Origin of the sequence: Streptomyces sp. NPDC026673 (genome assembly GCF_040638135.1) — a bacterium.
Lineage (GTDB): Bacteria > Actinomycetota > Actinomycetes > Streptomycetales > Streptomycetaceae > Actinacidiphila.
In genome coordinates this window covers 39,816-57,690 of sequence record NZ_JBEZXR010000038.1, presented here as the reverse complement: position 1 = coordinate 57,690, position 17,875 = coordinate 39,816, and the positions used below count along the sequence as shown (strand labels likewise).

The window sequence follows — 17,875 nt, the reverse complement described above, 5'->3', positions numbered from 1 at the left end:
GGCGCTCCCGCGCGAGCGCAGCCGGGACAGTCACCGGGACTGCGCCGCCCCGTCGGGCACGCCGGGTCCGCGTCGACCCGGAGTCGACCCGGAAGCACGCGGCGGACGGGAGCTCCCGCATGCCGTCGCACGCGAGCGCAACGAGCGGGCATGCGCTGCCATAGGCCGCACCTCACTTCGTTGCTCCACGGCACCCGTCACTCGGGGCCGTCGAAGTCGTTCGGCCCGGTCGCACTCCGCGGCACGGGGCCGGGCCGGTAAGTCAACTGCGCCCGGGTCTGCTTGATCATGCCGAGCAGGGTGTCGCCGTGCGGAAGACGTGCGCCCCTGCGGTTCACGCGGTCACGGCACTTCGCCGCTGTAGTGCCGCCCCTCCTCTCCTTTCCCATACAACCCTTCGAGCTGACCAGCGGTCATCTCTGAGCCCGCACGCATGCCCTGGAGAGGAACCCATGCCCAGACCTCACCACAAGCGCTCCCGGCGCCCCCTCGTGCTGGGCGCCACCGCCCTCGCGACAGCCCTTGCGGGGGGCCTGCTCATCGCCCTGCCCAGCGGCGCGAATGCTGCGGCCTCGGGCCTCGCCGACGACTTCAACGGGGACGGCTACCGCGATCTGGCGACCGGCGCCCCGGGTGCTGTCGCGGGCGGGAAGGCGAAGGCGGGCGCTGTGGTCGTCAATTACGGCTCGTCGAGCGGTATCAGCGCCGCGCGCCACAAGACCACATCGCAGAGTTCCTCCGGCGTGCCGGGCGCCTCGGAGACCTCCGACCGCTTCGGCACCGAACTCGCGCACGGCGACCTCAACAACGACGGCTACGGCGATCTGGTCGTGGGCACACCGCTGGAGGACGTCGGCGGCGACGTCGACGGCGGTTCGGTCACAATCCTGTGGGGCGGCTCGTCCGGCCTGTCGGGCGGCACGACGATCAGCGACCCGAACGCTTCGGGCCACGACCGGTTCGGCCAGTCACTCGCGGTGGGGGACTTCACCGGTGACGGCAAGGTCGATCTGGCGGTCGGTTCCACCGGCAAGGACGTGTGGATCTTCAAGGGCGGCTTCACCAAGTCCGGCGGCGCGGCCGGGAAGCTGCGCTTCGACGCACAGATCGAGTCCGGCGCCTACCCCAAGGGCGCCGTCCAACTGGCCGCCGGGGACTTCGACGACGACGGGGCGGACGACCTGGTGGTGGGGTCCTCCGCGGGCAACGTCGTCTACCGGGGCGCCTCGACCGGGCCCACGCTGCAGACCGAGGTGGGCGCAGGGTACGCGGGCGCGCTCACCGCGGCCGACTTCGACCGCGACGGGCACGACGACCTGGTCGTCGGCTCCGACTTCGTCCCCGTCATGGACCAGACGGCGAAGGGCGGCTACGTCACCGTGTTCTACGGCGGTACGGCGGGCGTCGACACCACTCGCAGTGCCGTCTTCAGCCAGGACACCACCGGTGTGCCGGGAGCGGACGAGTCCGACGATTCGTTCGGTGGCGCACTCGACGCGGGCGACGTCAACGGCGATGGCTACCCGGACCTCGCCGTCGGCGCGAACTTCGAGACCGTGGGCTCCGCGACCCACACAGGGAGCGTCTGGGTGCTGCGCGGCGGCGCCTCCGGCCTGACGGGGACCGGTGCCCAGTCCTTCAACCAGGGCACCTCGGGTGTCCCGGGCGCCAACGAGTCGTCGGACATGTTCGGCGATGCCATCCACCTCGCCGATCACAACAAGGACGGCCGGGCCGATCTGTCGGTGGGCGCGGCCGGCGAGAACAGCGACGACGGCGCCGTGTGGGTCCTACGCGGCTCCACCGGAGGCGTCACGACCACTGGCGCGGTGAGCTTCGGTGCGTCTTCCGTGGGCATCGGAAACTCGGGGAACGACCCCGTGTTCGGGGACGCCATGTCGGGCTCCTGAGCCCATGGGCAGACAGCCGGAAGGGTGCCCCTGGACACGGGGGCACCCTTCTGCCGCGCATGGTGGCACCGCTCCCGCACGTGACATCGGACACACAGCGTGAGCCCACCAGCCGCAGGGACCGCCTGCCCAGGCGCCGCCTCGACCGTCCGCGACCGCCCCGCAGACGCCGCCCGCGAAATGCGGAACGCCCCGGACCGATCATGGTCCGGGGCGTTGTCGCTGCTCCCAACTGGAGCCGCCTGTCGGGTTCGAACCGACGACCTTCGCTTTACAAGAGCCCCCAGAGTCTCCCCTATGCGTGATGATCTTCCCCCGGTTTCACTGTTCTGCCTGGTCAGGGCGATGGGGCGTTCCGTCCCTGTCGGATCATTCCCGGCCTTTACACGGCCTTCCGTTCCCCTGACGTTCCCCTTGGGGTGCCCCTGCATGCCTGGGGAACGGGGGCGGGAGCGTCGGTCGAGGTCGGCGGGGGTCACCGAAGTGGTGAGCGTCGCAGACCCCTTGGGCATGACGAAGGCCCCGTCCCCATCCGGGGCGGGGCCTTCGGCCGTCTGCGCGGCCGACGTCGACCGCTGCCCTCAGGCTAGCGGCTCGGGCTGAGCTGCGGGACGAGTCCGTACAGGATGCTGGGGCGGATCTCGGGCTGGTCGACGTAGCCGCAGCCGTGCGGGCAGGGCACCCACTTCCAGGGCTGGGCGTACGGGGACCGCAGGGACTCGCGGGAGCGGTCGGGGTCTTCGGCGGTGCAACGGTGCTGTACGCGGCCGCGCAGCCCGCAGCCGGTGCACAGGCCGAAGGCGTCGCGGTACGGGCCGCACCGCTCCTCCTCAATGGCGGCGATCTCGGGTGGCAGGACGGGGTGCGGGTACGGGCGGCCGCTGCCGGCGACCGGGACGCCGGTGTTGAAGTCAAGCTGGTAGGCGCGCTCTCCGGGCCGGATCGGCAGGGACCACCAGGGCTGTCCGGGGGTGCGGGTGAAGACGTGCCGGACGTTGTGGATCCTGCTGCCCTGGTGGTCGGTGACGAACTGGCGGGCGAGGACCCAGCAGCGTCCGCCGAAGGTGGTGTACGCCTCGGCGATGTCGTTCAGGAACGGGTGCTGGCTGGAGGGCAGGCCCTCGCGGAGGGTGCCGCCGCGCACCAGGTCGACCAGGGCGTGCCGGGTGGGCATGTGGACGATGGGGATGTGGTTCTGCGGGAATCCGTCAAGCGGGATGACGGCCATGGGTGTTCCTTCCTGTGTGGGCCGGTCGGGGTGTCTGGGGCAGGGGGCGGCAGCGTGCCGCCCCCTGCAGTTGGGTCAGGCGGAGGTGCGGTCGGCGACCGCGGCGATGCGGTCCAGGAGGTCCTGGTCGGCTTCGCGGCCGTGGTGGATCGTGTGGATCAGGCGGGCAGCGGCTTCCGGGTCCACGAAGTAGTCCGGGACCGGAAGGCCGTCGCGGTCTTCGCCGTACGGGTGGGCGCGGCCGACGACCAGGCCGGCGGCCGCGAGGATCGCGGGGACCTCGGCGAGCGTGTCGAGGGTGCGCGGCCGGTCCTGGAACAGGGCGTGGATGCGGCGTCCGGCCTCGGCCGGTTCGATGGTGGCGTGGGCCTGCCAGGTCCACTGGGAGCCGCCGATCTGGAAGCGGCCGTCGTCGTCGGGCAGGCACAGCTCGATCCAGGGCAGGCCGCCGGGGCCGCCGTTCTCGACGCGGACCTCGGCGTAGCCGTCGCGCCAGATGACCTGGGACTCCCAGGGGATGGTGTCCACGGCGAGCTGCTGGACGACGTCGGCGGTGAAGCGCGGGATGACGAGGTCGCCCATCCAGCGGTGCCAGCTGATCTCGGCGTCGTAGGGGCCGAGGCGGCTGGGGGCCTCGTCGACGGTGACCCGGGCGGGGGTCCAGCCGTGGCCGCCCAAGGCGTGGTCGTCGTGGATCTGCACGGACAGGTGCTGTTCCGTGGGTCCGGGTCGGGCCTCGGTGAAGCCGGCGCGGATCGCGTGCATGTCGGCGATGTACTGCCGGGCGCGGGCGACGTCGTTGCGGCGGGACAGGGTCAGGGCGTCGAGGAGGTACCGCTTGCGGGCGATCGTGAAGTCGGCTGGGGCGATGGCCGGGTTCGGGTGCAGCTCTGTGGCCGGCGGGAGGATGCCGAGACGGCAGAAGGCTTCGGCGATGTGCCAGCAGTTCGTGTCGGTGGTCAGGGGCAGCAGGCCGTGTTCCATGTCGCCGGTGAGGATGAGGGCCACGGGCAGGTCGGCGATGGTGGCGGCCGCCTGGTCGGGGTCGAGGTGCAGCGCGAGGGAGTAGTAGAAGACCTCGCCGGTGGGGGCGGCGTGGGCGCCGTAGACGGTGGTGTGGTCGCCGCTGTAGGCGACGTGGCGGCCGGCGTTGTGTTCCAGGGTGATGACGGGCTTCCAGTTCGCGGGGGTCACTGCTGGGTTCCTTCCTGGTGGGTGCGGCCCGGCCGGTTGGCCGGGCCGCGGGGTGGGGGTGTCGGTTAGGCGACGATCGAGCCCATGGCGTGGATGAGGGCCTGGGCCTTGCTCGCCACGGTGTGGTCGTTGGCGCTGTCCCAGTGGCCGCAGAGGACCTGGTCGCCGCCGTGGTGGTAGAGGCACCAGGCCCACAGCTCGCCGGGGGCGTCGGCGAGCTCCAGGCGGGTGTGGGGGGTGAGGGTGATTGAGGTCGCCCAGCAGTTGCCGCCGGTGTTGACGGTCTCGGCGGCGACGCCGAGGGCGACCAGGTGGGCGGTCATCGCTTCGGCCGCCTGGCGCTCGCTGCGCTCGGGGTCGTGGTCGGGCCCGGGGCTGGTGGTGCCGGCGGGGGCGGCCGCGGCTTGCAGGGCCTTGCGCTCCTCGCGCCACTTGCCCTGGGCCACGATGAGTTGGCTGCGGACCTGGGTGGTGGTGGCGCGGGTGATGATCTCCTCGATGTGCTCGGGGTCGTCGCCGCGCTCGCGCGCCAGCTTGTCCAGGCGCTCGACCAGGTACGCCATGTCGCGGTCGGCGCCGTCGAGCAGCTGCTCGACGTTGAGTTCGCCCAATCTGGGCATGGTGTTCTCCTCGCGGTACGGGTCGGGCCGCCCACCTGGTGGGGTGGGCGGCCCGGCGTGGGTGTGGGGTCAGGAGGTGGCGGGCTTGGGGGTGCGCTTGCGGGCGGTACGGGGCTTGGGCTCGGCGGCCGGGGTCGGCTTGGCGGCCGCGGTCTTGGCCGGGGTGCGCTTGCGCGCGGGGCGCGGCTTGGGCTCGGCGGCCGGGGTGTCGGTCTTCTCGGCGGCGGCCGGCTTGGGGCGGCGGCCGCGGATCGGAACGACCTTGGCGGCCGGTTCCGGCGCGGGCTCAGGTGCGGGCGCGGGCTCGGGGGCGGGCTCGGGCTCGGGCTCGGGCTCGGGCTGCACAGCCGGCTGGTCGCCGTCGACGGGGACGCTCGTCTCGACGTCGGCGGGGACTGGGACCTCCAGGTGGGGCGTGGGCTCGACGGCGGGCTGGTCGTCGACGGGGGCGGTCGCCTCGTCCTCGTCGGGGACCGGGATCTCCAGCTCGGGTGCGGGGTCCCAGGGCCGGTGGCCGACGTACAGGGGCTTGGTGTCGAAGACCGGCAGCAGGCGGTCGGTGATGGCGTCCTGGAGCACGGCCGCGGGGTCCTGGTCGGCTTCGAGGCCGCCGATGTGGACCCAGGTGTGCCAGCGGTGCCCCTGCGGCAGGGGGGCGATGCCGTCGGTGGGCTGGAGGTCGGCGGGCATGGTGCCGCCGGTGGCCCACAGTTGGACGGTGCCGCCGTTGTCGAGCAGGCGCATGGCGATCTGCCGGTCGAGGGGGCCGTCGAGGCTGATGACGTCGTCGATGACGAGTTCGTTGGGCATCCAGCCGAGATGGCGGCCGACGGTTGCGGCGGTGTCGTGGAGGGCTGACGGTGCGAGCTGCACGGGGGTCTCCAAGAGGTCGTGTGGTGCGAGTGGACCCGCCCGCCGGCGGCGGGCGGAGGCTGGTGGGGTCAGGCCGTGAGGCCGTCCAGGAGGGAGGTCGCGGCCGCGGCGACCCTGGGGGCGCATCCCTCCTCGCTGGCCGCGTAGTTGTGGGCCGCGCGGAGGGCGGTGCGCGCGCTGACGGTGTCGCCGTGGACGAGGTACTCGGCGGCGGAGTCGAACTGCACCGCGGCGACCCGGAGGGCGGCTTCCTGGTCGTCGCACGGGGAGCGATTGGCGAGGGTCCGGGTGCGAAGGGCCCAGGTGCGGGCGCCCTGCGTCGCGGCTGTGAACAGGTCGAGCTGGTCCATCTGTTGCTCCTTGGCGGGTGTGGGTGTGGCGGCGCCCCGCCGCCCGGGCGGTGTCGGCCGGGCGGCGGGGCGCTGGGGGGCGGGGTCAGGCGATGCGGCGAACCTCGTCGCCGTCGTCGAGGAGCATCGACAGGCGGGAGCCGCTGTCCCAGTCGACGTTGAGCTGCTGCAGGGCGTGGTTGCAGGAGCGGACGGTGCCCTCGTCGCCGGGGCGGAGCTCGGTGTGGGAGTCGGTGGTGCGGACGAGGGCGACGCGCTGGCCGGGCTGGTACATGGGCTGCCTTTCTCGCCGGAGAGACGGTTGACCGTTGTGGCACATTTGACGCCGCGGGCGGCGGAGTCATCCGCCGCCCGCGGGAGGATCAGAACTCGGAGGTGACGGCGACCTCGCCGGTTCCGGTGGTGTTCAGCGCCGTCTCGCTGAGCTTGGCGCCGAAGGCCCAGACCTCGGCGATCGCCGCGTCGCCCTCCGCGCGCGACTTCAGCTCCCAGCCGCACGGGCAGCCGGCGGAGCACTCCGTCCGCCGATCGCCCCTGACGTGAGGTGCGAACTCGGAGGTGACGGTGACCTCACCGGTTCCGGCGGTGTTCAACGTCGTCTCGCTCAGGCCAGCGCCGAAGGTCCACAGCTCGGCGATCGCCGCGTCGCCCTCGTGGCGCAACCTCAGCTCCCAGCCGTCGTAGTGAATCGAGTGCGTCTGCTGCTCGCTCATCCTCAGTTCCCCTCGCGGTGTGGGCCCGGGCTTCCCCCTCGCCCCTCGCTCGTATTCTACCCGCATTCAGCGCCAGGCGCAAGAAAAATTTCCGCGTTTCCGCAGGTCAGAGGCCCTACGCCTTCGCCATGAGCCGGTCTGCGAGGCTGATCGCCTCCCGGAAGGCCTCGGCAACCGCGAACCGGCCGAGAATCTCGTCGCGCTCCTCGAACAGGTGCGTGCGCTCCCGCGCCGCCCGGTTCGCCAGGTCGCCGTCGGCGAGGGTGTCGCCGCAGGCGATGACCACCCGCGGGCCCAGACCCCACACGATCGCGTTGACGGCCGCGCCGGCCGCCGCGAGCGGATCGAGCTCGTTCAGCCACCACTCGTAGTCGGCCGGGTCGCACTGCAGGTGGCGGAGATGCTGGGCGAGGGCGCGGAACATGCCGCCCGTCCCGCCGGCGGGCTCGTGGAACTTCTGGCCCTTCGGTGGCGCCACCGGGCAGTTCATCGCGGCCATCATGTCGCACAGCTCGGGCGGGGTGTGGTACTCGCCCATGCCCTGGCGGGCGCCATGCGAGCGCAGTGAGGTGATCGTCCACGACATCACGTCGGTGTCCGAGCGGTGGTAGGGGTCCTCGTGGCCGGTCAGCTGCAGGATGCCGTACTTGAGGGCCGTTTCGGTCACCCGGCGCACCGCGTGCGCCTTCTCCTCCACGCCGTCCTCGGTGAGCCAGGCCATCAGGGGTGCCATGCGGGCGCCCAGCTCGGGCCGGTGCGCCCAGGCGTGGACGTAGATCTCGCGGTAGCCCTGCAGGAGCTGGTAGTCGCTGGAGCCGGTGATGATGCGGGCGACGTCCTCCATGTGGCCCTTGACGGGGAACAGGCACAGGCCGCCGATGATGCTGACGGGGATGTCGATGCGGTAGCCGCCCCAGTTGGAGGCGTGCCAGGTGTCGGCGACGGCCTCGCCGAGCCGCTGGCCGGCGTCGCGCGGGTTGCCGATCAGCAGCGGCGCGATGCGGCGCGGCACCGGGATGGGCGTCTGGACGGACGGCAGTTCGGGGCGGGGGTCGGCGAACAGGCCCTGGGGCTCGTCGTCGGCTGGCGCGACCGGGCGGCGGGCGGGCGCGGCGGCAGGCCGGGGCGCGGCCGCAGGGCGGGCGACGAACGTCGCCGGGATCTCCTCGGCGAACAGGCTGTCGGGCTCGGCGTCGGCCGCGACAACCGGGCGGGGTGCGGGCGCCGGGCGAGGCGCCGGCGCGGCGACCGGGCGGGGTGCGGGCGCGGGGCGGGCGGCGAACGTCGCCGGGGTCTCCTTGGCGGGCGCGAACAGGTCGAGCTGGTCCATCGGTTGCTCCTTCGAGGTGTGGGCATGGCGGCGCCCCGCCGCCCGGGCCGTGGTCGGCCGGGCGGCGGGGCGCTGTCGTGCGGGCTCGCGTTACGCGGTGCGGTGCAGGTTCCGGGCGTGGCGCGGGCACTGGCACGGCGGCCAGTGCCAGGCCGAGCCCAGCGGGGCCAGGTTCTGTGCGCTGGTGATCTCCCGGACCGGCGTCTGGTCGAGGACCTGGCCGTCGACGCCGCGGCGGTAGGTGCGCAGCGTCATCAGGACCTTCGGCAGGCGTACGGGGTCCGGCGCGGTGGTCGTCACCGGCCTTCTTCCGCGTCGGTGAGGGGTGCGGAGGCCTCCTCCGGGCGGGGCAGGCCGCAGCTGCCGCAGGTCGTCTTGTGCCACTCGGCGTAGGCGCCGCAGGGACACGTCCAGGTTGCGAAGCCCCAGCACCACGAGAAGCCGCCGATCGCGTACAGGCCATCGTCGTTGGGCTCGATGATCGAGGCGCCCGTGTTCTCTTCGTCGTGCCACTGCCAGCTGACGTGGACGACGACCGCACGCGGCTCGCCCGCGCGGGTTCCGCCGTCGAGGACGTAGATCGTGTCGACGCTGTCGTGGCCGTCTTCTTCGGCGAGCTGCTGCGTGCGCGCGGCGATCAGCCGGACAGTGTCGAGGGTGAAGGAGGGGGCCAGCCAGCCGTTCCACCGGTTGGTGGGGTCCACCGTGGCGTCGTACGGGCCGAGGATTTCCTCGAGGCAGACCCGGGTCTGGATCCGGCGGCTGTCGGCGGGTCGCTCCTGCCGGTCGGCCCAGAAGATGCGGCGCTTGAGGATCCAGTCGGTGCGCTCGGCGTTGGGCTCGTAGATGGCGAGGAGGTCGGTGTGGAGCACGTAGGCGTATTCGTACTGCCCGCCTGCGGTGCCCTCCTGGGTGAGCAGGCCCATGTCGATGCGGTCGGTCTGGTCGCCGCTGTGGCAGTAGCACTCGCCGGGGTTCCCCCTGCGGGGCAGGCTGACCCAGCCGTTGGGGTGCTCGTCGAGCAGGGCGCGGGCTGCGGCCTCGACGTTGCCGCGGTGAACGTTGGAGACCAGGTAGCCGAGGGTGAAGATGCGGGCGGTGGGGTAGCCGTCGCACTGGACGTGGCGGCCGGCGAAGCCGCCGTCCGCGGTGGGGCGGGCAAGGATGGACTTGGTGGCCATGGATTCCTCCGGGCGTGGGAGGGGCCGGGCGCCCGCGGTTGCGGGGCCCGGCCCAAGGGGTGGGTGGAGCGGGGTCAGGGGCGGTCGTTGGCGCGGGTGACGGTGTCGGCGAGGTAGAGCACCGCGGCGGTCAGGCCGCTGATCATCGAGGCGATGTCGTCGGCGTCGCGTGAGGTGAGGTCGCCGGGGATGTACCGGGCGGTGTCCTCGGCGGTCTTCCGCAGTTCCTGCCGGGTTGGGCCGCCGATGACGGCGCGCTTGCGTTCCGGCTGGCTGGTCGGGCCTTCGCGGCGGGCCTCCGCCACGTCGAGGACGGTGTTGAGGAGGCGGCCGGGGCGCTGGCCGACGTACTCGGAGTCGCCCCAGTAGTGGCCGAGGGTCAGGCGGATCTGGCCCTCCTCGCCGTCCCAGTCGGCGTGGACGGAGTACAGCTCCTCTTCGGGGTTGCTCTCGACGAGCAGGGCCGGGACGACGACCGTGCTGCCGTCCGGGACGGAGGCGGGGACGATCGGGGTGATGCCGAGCTGGCGGAGCATCCAGGCGATGTGGTTGACCCGTTCGCGGGCGTCGCTGATCTCCTTGGCCTTCGCGTCTTCCTGCTGGCGGGCGTAGGTGGCTTCGGCGTCGGCGAGCCACTGCTGATCGGTGCCGGGCATGCTGTTCTCCTCGGGTGTGGCCGGGCCGGGCGCCCCGCGGCGGGGGCCCGGCCTGGCGGTCGGGGTGGGGTCAGAGGTCGGAGCTGGCGGCGGCGAGGGAGTTGACGAGCAGCGCCACGGCCTCCTCGGTGCGGCCCGCGACGGTGAGGGCGGAGTACCGGTAGAGGACCGTCGCGGCGGTGGCCGGGATCTGGTCGGCGTACTGCTCGAACGTCAGCTCGCGCTGCCGCCAGGGCCGGTGCTGGAAGCCGGCGCGCAGCGCGGCCGTGGCGATGGCGTCGGCGCGCCGGACGCCTCGGCGGGGCAGCTCCAGGTCCTTGGCCGCGTGGGTGAGGGTCTGGCCGGCGACGGCGACGAGCTGGCGGCCGCGCGGGGCGGGGCGGCGCTGGCCGGGGCAGACCTGCCGGGAGCGGACGCTGCGGATGCGGTCGACGTCGTGGAGCTGCCGGGCGGTGCGCTTGGCCTCCTGGCTGGTGGTGGCGTCCACCTCGTACGAGGACAGGCAGGCGATCCACAGTTCGGTGCGCAGCTCGTTGCAGGCGCCCGGGTCCTGGGGGGCGGGTTCGGCGGCGACGATGCGCATCGCGTGCGGCTCGTCGTTGAAGGCGACGATCCAGCGGCGGCGTGGTGGGCCGAGGGTGGTCATGCGGGTCTCCAAGAGGTCGATGGTCGAACGAGCGTTGTGGCATATCCGAGGCCCGGCGGCGGGGTCGCCCGCCGCCGGGCCTCGGGGGGTGTCAGCGACTGATCTGGCCGACGTAGACGTGGGCGTCGTTGGTCACGAGCCACAGGCTCTTGGTGACCAGCGCGGTCTCGAACAGCGAGCGATAGAAGCAGTGGCAGGCGACCTGCACGAACTGCTCGCGGGTCAGGCCGTGCACCCGGTCGATGCGGACGAAGTTCTTGCCGGGGTCGAAGGCGGCGTCCAGGGCCTGGTTGACGAGGTCGGTGGCGGCGCGGACGTCGGCGCCGGTGGCGTTGTGGTGGTCGACGACGGCCGTGACGTCCAGGCCGGGGTAGGGGGGAGGGGGCATGAGGGTCGAGGCGGTGGTCACGTTGCCCTCCAAGAGGTCGGGTCGGGGGGCGTCCACCCCCCTTACTGCTCTTATTCTACCAGCCCGGGGGTATATGCCCTGGTGGGCCAGGTTTTTTCAGGGCGCCGGGCTAGGGGAAGGTGACCACGAGCGCGGTCGCGTTGTCGCACTTCTCACCGTGGCGCTGACCGACCGCCAGGGCCTCGGCCACCAGCGAGGCCGCGCTGTCCTTCGCGTCCAGCGCGAGCTCGGCGACCGCTTCCAGCAGGCCCGGCTCGTGGGTCTCCAGGGGGTGGTACACCCCGTCGGAGCAGAGGATGAGCTGCCCGACCAGATCCGCGTGCACCTTCAGGTGGCCGATGGCGCCGTACTCCAGGTTGGCCGTCACCGAGTTGTGGTCCCACTTCCTGGGGGTGCGGCCGGCGTCCAGGAGTTCCTGCGCGTAGTTGTGGTCCTTCGTCAGCTGGTGAAGGACGCCCGTGCGGGAGAAGCGGTAGGCGCGGGCATCACCGGACCAGGCCAGCTGCAGCATGGGATCGTCCTGGTGGTGAACGGCGACGACCGCGACCGCGCCCGGGTCGATGTAGTGCCAGCGCCGCGACCGCTGCCGCGCCTCGATCCGGGCGCGGATGTGGGCGATCGCGTCGGCCGGGTCGCCCGAGCGGGCGGCTTCGCGGGCCAGGGCGGGCGCCCACGTGCGGACGTGCTCGCGCACGTCGTCCTCGTCGCCGATGCCGTCCAGGACGACATACGCCCACCGTCCGCTGTCGCGGTCGCGGTGCACGGCGTGCGCGTCGCACTGCATGTCGCGGGTGCCGATGGCCTGGGCGGCGGACACCTGCAGGCTGGAGACGACGGCCATCGCGTGCTGCAGGCGCGCCCAGTGCGTGACCAGCTCTGCGCTCGCCGGCGGCAGCGGCTGCAGCAAGTCGTCGCGGCCGGGCGCGCCGGTGACGATGACGGGGCCGCGCAGGTCCGGGCCGGGCGAGCCGGCCAGGTCGTTCCAGGTGCTGCGGGCGACCTGGTTGCGGGGGCTGTGGCGGGCGTCGGCGTTGGCGTGCATGGTCAGGTGGCAGCCGAGGCGCCAGTTGGCGACCGGGCCGTCGAGCTCGCCGGCGATCGCCTTGTTCTGGCGGTCGGCATCGCCTGCCAGGGGGAAGTCCTCGATGAGGCCGCCGGGTTGGACGTACAGGGCCTGGTGCGTCTGCATGGAACTCTCCTCGATGTCGGGGATCGCGGGGTCGGACGGCGGGTCAGGAAGCGGCCGGGGTGTAGCGGGCCTTCAGGGCGGCGATGACCTGCGGCAGCACCTGGTGCAGGTCCTCGGGCACGTCGGTGTGCTGGCCGCCGTCGTCCAGGGCGCCGAGCAGGACGGCCGTCCCGTAGAGGCTGTACGGGAGCTGCTGGAGGCGGATCGCGTTGACCAGCGAGGCCGCGTAGGGGTTCTCCGGCTTGGTGAGGGCGCCGTCGGAGTCGAGGGCCACCGACAGGCGGCGGCTTCCGTCGGCGCGGGCGTAGTGGGCGACCTCGACCCAGCCGTCGACCAGGCGGCGCAGCTCCTTGCTCAGGCCGGCGCCGAGGGGCAGGTCGATGTCGGTGAGGGTGCCGTCGGCGTCGAGGCGGACGGCGCGGATGGTGCGGTCGGTGCTCATGTCTCTCCTCATGGGTGGGGCCGGGGGCCGCCGTGGTGGCGGCCCCCTGGCGGGGAGGGGTCAGTCGAACCAGACGGCCAGGAACGCGTCGAGCGGCTCCAGGCAGGCGGTGAGGTTCTGCGAGCGGGTGTGGATGAAGCTGGCCTGGTCGATCGGGCCGTGCTGCGGGTCGACGGCCACGAGCGTGATGCGCAGCTCACTGGGCGCGGTCGGGCTGACGATGACCTTCAGGACGCGGGGGTCGTCGGCGAAGCAGACGTAGAGGTTGTCGCCGACGCGCGAGACGCCCTGCTCGAATCGCTCGCCGAGGTTGGCGGTCAGCGAGTCGATGACGTTGGACAGCAAGGGTTCCTCCGGGTTGAGGGTTGTGGCACATGCCGGGGGCCGCCGTGGTGGCGGCCCCCGGTGTGGGTCAGCGGTGGCGGATGACGATGGCCAGCTCGGCGAGCATCTGCCGCGCCACGCGCAGCTCGTGCTCGGCGGTCAGCTCGTTGTCCTCGGCGCGGACGGCCAGGTCGACGAAGCACTTGAGCAGCGTCTCGGGCATGCGGCGGATCCAGGTGGCGTAGTCCTCGCCGTACGCCATGCCCTGCCAGGTCTCGTGAAGGGCGGCGGTGACCGCGGTCGCGGCCTGCGCGGCGGGCTCGGTGCCGAAGCCGAACCGCTCCATGAGCAGGCGCACGAGGTGCGGGGCGTCAAGGGCGTCGGCGAGGCGATCGGTGAACTCGCTGGCGCCGAGGGTGTACGGGCCGGCGAGGCGGTCGGTCACGTCGGTGACGGGTGCGAACAAGGCTCACTCCAAGAGGCTTGATGGTCGGCTGAACGTTGTGGCACATGCGAGGAGGGAGCGGCGCGTCGGCCGCTCCCTCGCGGGCCCTGCGGTGACGTCAGGCGCCGGCGGCCGTGCGGATGCCGTCGGCCGCCCGCTCCGCCAGCCAGCGGCCGAACGTCGAGTCCTCGAACTCGCCGTCGACCGGTTCGGCCGTACGGGCTTCGGTGTCCTTCATCGCGCGCCTCCCTGTCGGTACGTCGGGGGGCCCTTCCCCCCGCTGATCCCTCTTATTCTACCTGCCCACCTCGCCACGTCAACCATTTTTTTCACGTCTCCGCAGGTCAGAGGCTTGCTGGCCCGGTTCAGGCTCGGGCCACGGCACGGCTTCCAGAGCCCTGCTGTGCGTCTCCGGAACCTCGGCCAGCGGCCAGCCCGCCCAGTGCAGGCCCATCGCGGCGAGGATGAACGCGTCCGCCTGGTCGTAGCGGCCCGGGCCCTCGCACTCGATGCCGTACCGCTGCGCCACGGCGTCGCGCACCATGCCCTTGGCGATGCGGGCCCGCTTCGCTCTCGGGTGGTCCTTGGCGGGGTTGGCGCTGCCGGTGGCGTAGATGGTGCGCGAGTGCGGGTTCACCACCACGTACGGGATGCCCCGCTCCCACCAGTCCTGCGTGAGGTGCCACCACAGGCCCGCGAGCTCGTGGTGCCCGGCCTGCCCGCCGCGTCCGTACGCCGCGCCCTCGATGAGGACCAGGTCGGCCGCCCGGGTGCGCTCGCGGACCTCGTCGCGCAGCCACTGCAGCCGCGGGTGCCCGCGCAGCTTCTTGGGCCGCAGCGCATCCGCCCAGCCGTCACCGGCGATGCCGGTGCACGTCAGCGACGGGTCCACGCCGATCACCAGCGGGGACCGGCCGGCCGTGAGCAGGGCTGCCTGCACGGGTGGGCTCCTTGTCTTCGGTTGAGAGGGCCGCGCCCGCGGGGGCGCTCACCGCGGGCGCGGCCCGGCTTGGAGAGTCAGTGCGGGTGGCTGGGGGCCGCCTCCTGGTCGGCGGCCGGCTCCTCCCGCTCGATGCGGGCCAGGTTGGCGACGTCGCCGAGCAAGGCGATCAGCGCGTGCGCGTAGTCGTCGGCGCTGCCCTTGGCGGCCGCCACGTACAGGGCCTCGCAGGTCTTCAGGTCCCCGTTGGCGAAGGCCGAGATGAACTGCAGAGAGAAGGTGCGCGCCGGGTCGCCGGGCTCGCCGTCGGCCGGGTCCGGGGCGATCAGCGCCCACAGCAGCTCGGGGCCCGGGTGCCCGTACATGCGGATCAGGGTCTGGCGGCCTGACTCGGCAAGTGCGCAGCACACGCCGTACATCTGGTTGCCGGTGCTGTGCGCGGCGATCTCGCCCATGCGTACCGAGGCCTCGCTGAAGCCGAGGTCGACGGCGTACCGGAGGGCTTCGATGACGAGTTCGGCGCGGCGGGAGGTGTCCACTGGTGCTCTGCTCCTTGAAGTGGTGGGGCTGGAGGGCCGCGCCCGCGGGGGCGTCACCGCGGGCGCGGCCCGGATCAGGGGTGGGGTCAGGCGGAGGCGGGGTGCGGTGCGGGCGGCAGCAGGCCGAGGCTGGCGGCCCATGCGCGGCCTCCGGCCGCCCATGCCATCGCGTGCAGGGCGAGGCGTTTGTTCGGCTCGTCGAGTGCGGAGAGGTTGGCCAGCGACAGGGCGTGGCGTCCGGTCAGCACGCAGGCCAGGCGCAGGACCTGCCATTCCGACAGGGTGCCGATCAGCGGGCCGTCGCCGGCGGACAGGCATGCGGCGGCCACCTGCCGCCAGGCGATGCGGGACTGGCCGTCGGCGTCGGCGATGACCAGCTGGGTGCGCTCCAGCTCGGGCAGCCAGTGGCCGTGCGAGCCCAGCAGCCACACGGCTGCCTCCTCCTGCCACGATCCGGCGGCGCGCTCGCCGAGGCGGGTGGCGAGGGTGGTGATGTGGTCCATGGGTGTCTCCCGAAGGGTGTGACGGGTCAGGTGCGGGGCTTGGGGAGGTGGCCGACGTGCCAGCCGCGGCAGTCGCGGTTGCGGCACCGGTAGATGGCCAGGCGGACGCCGCCCCGGTCGACGAGCCGCTGCCGGTGGTCCTCGGCCTGCTCCTTGGTGTCGTGGCGGCGCTTGCCGGTGCAGGCGCGGCCCCTGGTGCGGATCACCGCACGCCCGCCGGGGCGGTCTCGGCGTGCAGCGGCTGCAGGACCTGCCGCAGCGAGGTCGTCGGGTGGGGCATGGTCCCTCCAGGGGCGGGGTGGGGCCCGCCCCCGGGAGGGGGCGGGCGGGTCGGTCAGGTGGTGGTGGCGAAGTCGATCTGCAACTGCTTGGGCTCCTTGGCCTTGCGCTCGTTGCGGCGTGCGGTCATCTCGCGGGCGGCCTGGCGGCAGGAGGGGCAGGGGCGTTCGCCGTGGCGCTTGTGGTCCCCGGCTCCGGCCTCGGTGCCGCAGGACGCGCGCAGCTTCGGCTCGGCCAGCTCCTCCACGTCGACGTCGTCGAGGGCGGTGATGACCTCGCCGTTGCACCACAGGCGTCCGCCGGCGATGCCGTCGAACTTGGCCTGGGCCGGCTTGATCAGAGCGATGCACTCGGCGCGGAACGGGCACGGCCCGCAGGTGGGGAGCTGCGGCTCGCACAGATCCATGAGGTCGTCCCCGTGCTGCCACTCGTCCTCGTTGACGGTGAAGCCGTCCATGCCGCGGCACGGCGCGATGTCGGTCCAGTCGGTCACAGGGCGGCCTTGATGGCTTCGCCGATGTGCCGGGCGACGTTGACGCTGACCGCGTTCCCGGCCTGCATCGTCTGCTCGGCCTGGGTGCCGATGACGATGTACCGGGTTTCGAACCGCTGGGCTCCCAGCTGCTCGCGGGGCTTGAGCATCCGGAAGCGGCACTCCTCGACCGCTGGCGCGCTGTGAAGGAGGGCGGCCGAGTCGCGAGTGGACAGTGTGTGAACGGGCTGGCCAACCGTCTTGACGGCGGCCTTGCGGTAGGGGATGACCAGCGTGTTGCGCAGCTCGGGCGGCACCGCAGCGCCGGGGACGATCAGGGCGTGATGGTTGCCCTGCGCGGTGACGGAGGTGACCGGGTCGGTGGCCAGTGCCGGGTTGGCGTTGTTGCGGTAGGTGATCACGAACGGCTCGGGGTCGACCGTGACCAGTGCCTCGCTCTCGCGGGTGAGCCGGGTGCGCATCGGGTCGGCGACGTCGCTCGCCGCGGTGTTCCAGCTGCCGCCGGTCGGGACGAGCAGCGCGTCGCCCTGCTTGATGGTGCGGGTGGAGAACGGCCGGTCGGCCACCGCGTAGGCCCGGTCGGTGCCGTCCTTGCCGTGGTTGAGGGTGATCGAGCTGGGCGTGTGAGGGAACTTGGTAAGGCCGGCCCGGATGCGGTCCATGGTGGTGTCCGCCAGGGGCTTCCTGCGGTCGCCGATGCGCTGCCCGAGGTCGTCCCAGTTGATGACGGAGGCGGCCGGGCGCACGTACGGCTCGACCTCGGCGTGACGGCACCGCGTGCTGGGGCAGCGGTAGTTGTAGTCCCGCAGGTACTTCCCGATGCGGACCCCGTGGACGAACCACGCCTTCTTCGCGCGGACGTCCTTGCCGCACTCGAAGCAGTGGGCGAGCGGGCGGGGCTCCAGGTCCGGCTTGGGCATGCCCTTGAGGCGGAAGACGATGTAGATCCGGTCGCGCCACTGCGGGGCTCGCAGGTTGTCGTTGTCGCCGACGTGCGCGGAGGTGGCGCACATGATCTGGGGCTGCTCGTAGCCGAGCTCCGTCATGGCCTTGACCCAGGTCTTGAACAGCACCCAGCACTGGGCGAACTCGACGACGTTCTCGATCACCACGTACGGGAACCGCTTGGCCTCGCAGGCGCGCACCACGCACCAGGCGGTGGCCCGGGTCCGCTCGAACGCATCGGGTGTCAGGGCCTGCCACGACTCGGCGTCGTCCTCGTCGCCGAGCTGCTCGAGGACCTGGAACAGGTCGATCTGGTCGGTGGGGTGAACGCGGCCGCCGGCCGGGGACACCTCGGTGCAGATGATCGACGCCCACAGCAGCAGGGCGCGGGGAAGGAAGCGCATCGGGTAGCCGGTGACGTCGGCTGTCAGGTGCTCGATGGTCGGGTGGTTCGCGGCGTGGCTGTCCATCGCGGTCTGCCAGTGGTTCATGGCCAACTTGCCCTTCCAACCGGCCTCGACAAGGCCGGAGGAGGATCCGCCGGCGCCGGCGAGGAGGTCGTTGAACGTCAGGTCGACGTCGCGGGGCAGGGTGCTCAACACGGTGTTCTCCAAGAGGTCGGGCGGCCCCGCGCCGTGGTGGCGCGGGGCCGCGGGGGTCAGGCGC

Annotated in this window: 25 protein-coding genes; 1 reads left to right on the top strand and 24 read right to left on the bottom strand. The window is 72.6% G+C overall.

The window, feature by feature from the left end; all coding sequences use genetic code 11:
• Positions 1–197: 197 nt before the first annotated feature.
• Entirely contained in the window at positions 198–338 is a 141-nt protein-coding gene (locus tag AB0F62_RS24660; RefSeq protein WP_361802985.1) for a hypothetical protein, read from the bottom strand.
• Positions 339–452: 114 nt separating this feature from the next.
• On the opposite strand from AB0F62_RS24660, the gene AB0F62_RS24655 reads away from it, so the two are divergent.
• A complete protein-coding gene (locus AB0F62_RS24655) occupies positions 453–1,910 on the top strand; it encodes an FG-GAP repeat protein (protein WP_361802982.1) in 1,458 nt (485 codons plus the stop codon).
• A gap of 586 nt (positions 1,911–2,496) precedes the next feature.
• On the opposite strand, the gene AB0F62_RS24650 is transcribed toward AB0F62_RS24655, so the two are convergent.
• The 23 genes from AB0F62_RS24650 to AB0F62_RS24540 form a co-directional block, all read right to left on the bottom strand.
• Positions 2,497–3,138 (bottom strand): hypothetical protein, encoded by a 642-nt coding sequence (locus AB0F62_RS24650; RefSeq protein ID WP_361802979.1) that lies wholly within the window; start codon positions 3,136–3,138, stop codon positions 2,497–2,499.
• A 75-nt stretch (positions 3,139–3,213) separates the two neighbouring features.
• Positions 3,214–4,332 (bottom strand): hypothetical protein, encoded by a 1,119-nt coding sequence (locus AB0F62_RS24645; RefSeq protein ID WP_361802977.1) that lies wholly within the window; start codon positions 4,330–4,332, stop codon positions 3,214–3,216.
• Between the two features lie 65 nt (positions 4,333–4,397).
• The gene (locus tag AB0F62_RS24640) at positions 4,398–4,952 is read right to left on the bottom strand and encodes a hypothetical protein (RefSeq protein WP_361802974.1); all 555 of its coding nucleotides are present in this window, start codon (positions 4,950–4,952) and stop codon (positions 4,398–4,400) included.
• A 69-nt stretch (positions 4,953–5,021) separates the two neighbouring features.
• Positions 5,022–5,825: a hypothetical protein gene (locus AB0F62_RS24635; RefSeq protein WP_361802971.1), complete on the bottom strand. Its 804-nt coding sequence runs from the start codon at positions 5,823–5,825 to the stop codon at positions 5,022–5,024.
• 68 nt (positions 5,826–5,893) lie between these two features.
• Entirely contained in the window at positions 5,894–6,175 is a 282-nt protein-coding gene (locus AB0F62_RS24630; protein WP_361802968.1) for a hypothetical protein, read from the bottom strand.
• A gap of 85 nt (positions 6,176–6,260) precedes the next feature.
• Positions 6,261–6,449: a DUF4314 domain-containing protein gene (locus AB0F62_RS24625; RefSeq protein WP_361802965.1), complete on the bottom strand. Its 189-nt coding sequence runs from the start codon at positions 6,447–6,449 to the stop codon at positions 6,261–6,263.
• A gap of 88 nt (positions 6,450–6,537) precedes the next feature.
• A complete protein-coding gene (locus tag AB0F62_RS24620; RefSeq protein ID WP_361802962.1) occupies positions 6,538–6,888 on the bottom strand; it encodes a hypothetical protein in 351 nt (116 codons plus the stop codon).
• 115 nt (positions 6,889–7,003) lie between these two features.
• On the bottom strand, positions 7,004–8,218 hold the full coding sequence (locus AB0F62_RS24615; protein WP_361802959.1) for an N-6 DNA methylase: 1,215 nt from the start codon (positions 8,216–8,218) through the stop codon (positions 7,004–7,006).
• A 90-nt stretch (positions 8,219–8,308) separates the two neighbouring features.
• The gene (locus tag AB0F62_RS24610) at positions 8,309–8,518 is read right to left on the bottom strand and encodes a hypothetical protein (RefSeq protein WP_361802952.1); all 210 of its coding nucleotides are present in this window, start codon (positions 8,516–8,518) and stop codon (positions 8,309–8,311) included.
• A complete protein-coding gene (locus tag AB0F62_RS24605) occupies positions 8,515–9,399 on the bottom strand; it encodes a hypothetical protein (RefSeq protein WP_361802949.1) in 885 nt (294 codons plus the stop codon). Before AB0F62_RS24605 ends, AB0F62_RS24610 begins: the two co-directional genes overlap by 4 nt.
• Positions 9,400–9,473: 74 nt before the next feature.
• Positions 9,474–10,055 (bottom strand): hypothetical protein, encoded by a 582-nt coding sequence (locus AB0F62_RS24600; RefSeq protein ID WP_361802946.1) that lies wholly within the window; start codon positions 10,053–10,055, stop codon positions 9,474–9,476.
• A 70-nt stretch (positions 10,056–10,125) separates the two neighbouring features.
• Positions 10,126–10,701, bottom strand: coding sequence for a hypothetical protein (locus tag AB0F62_RS24595; RefSeq protein WP_361802943.1), 576 nt, complete (start codon positions 10,699–10,701; stop codon positions 10,126–10,128).
• Positions 10,702–10,792: 91 nt separating this feature from the next.
• Positions 10,793–11,110 carry a hypothetical protein gene (locus AB0F62_RS24590; protein ID WP_361802940.1) on the bottom strand — a complete coding sequence of 106 codons (318 nt, stop codon included), beginning with the start codon at positions 11,108–11,110 and terminating at the stop codon, positions 10,793–10,795.
• 109 nt (positions 11,111–11,219) lie between these two features.
• Entirely contained in the window at positions 11,220–12,299 is a 1,080-nt protein-coding gene (locus AB0F62_RS24585) for a PP2C family serine/threonine-protein phosphatase (protein WP_361802937.1), read from the bottom strand.
• 43 nt (positions 12,300–12,342) lie between these two features.
• Positions 12,343–12,741: a hypothetical protein gene (locus tag AB0F62_RS24580; protein ID WP_361802934.1), complete on the bottom strand. Its 399-nt coding sequence runs from the start codon at positions 12,739–12,741 to the stop codon at positions 12,343–12,345.
• 60 nt (positions 12,742–12,801) lie between these two features.
• The gene (locus AB0F62_RS24575) at positions 12,802–13,086 is read right to left on the bottom strand and encodes a hypothetical protein (protein WP_361802931.1); all 285 of its coding nucleotides are present in this window, start codon (positions 13,084–13,086) and stop codon (positions 12,802–12,804) included.
• A 67-nt stretch (positions 13,087–13,153) separates the two neighbouring features.
• Positions 13,154–13,531: a hypothetical protein gene (locus AB0F62_RS24570; RefSeq protein ID WP_361802928.1), complete on the bottom strand. Its 378-nt coding sequence runs from the start codon at positions 13,529–13,531 to the stop codon at positions 13,154–13,156.
• 295 nt (positions 13,532–13,826) lie between these two features.
• The gene (locus tag AB0F62_RS24565) at positions 13,827–14,450 is read right to left on the bottom strand and encodes a hypothetical protein (protein WP_361802925.1); all 624 of its coding nucleotides are present in this window, start codon (positions 14,448–14,450) and stop codon (positions 13,827–13,829) included.
• A 77-nt stretch (positions 14,451–14,527) separates the two neighbouring features.
• Positions 14,528–14,989, bottom strand: a complete 462-nt coding sequence (locus AB0F62_RS24560; RefSeq protein ID WP_361802922.1) for a hypothetical protein — start codon at positions 14,987–14,989, stop codon at positions 14,528–14,530.
• 86 nt (positions 14,990–15,075) lie between these two features.
• Entirely contained in the window at positions 15,076–15,492 is a 417-nt protein-coding gene (locus AB0F62_RS24555) for a hypothetical protein (RefSeq protein WP_361802919.1), read from the bottom strand.
• A 26-nt stretch (positions 15,493–15,518) separates the two neighbouring features.
• On the bottom strand, positions 15,519–15,698 hold the full coding sequence (locus AB0F62_RS24550) for a hypothetical protein (RefSeq protein WP_361802916.1): 180 nt from the start codon (positions 15,696–15,698) through the stop codon (positions 15,519–15,521).
• A 128-nt stretch (positions 15,699–15,826) separates the two neighbouring features.
• Positions 15,827–16,264, bottom strand: coding sequence for a hypothetical protein (locus tag AB0F62_RS24545; RefSeq protein WP_361802913.1), 438 nt, complete (start codon positions 16,262–16,264; stop codon positions 15,827–15,829).
• Entirely contained in the window at positions 16,261–17,811 is a 1,551-nt protein-coding gene (locus AB0F62_RS24540; protein ID WP_361802910.1) for a DNA cytosine methyltransferase, read from the bottom strand. Before AB0F62_RS24540 ends, AB0F62_RS24545 begins: the two co-directional genes overlap by 4 nt.
• Positions 17,812–17,875: the final 64 nt, after the last annotated feature.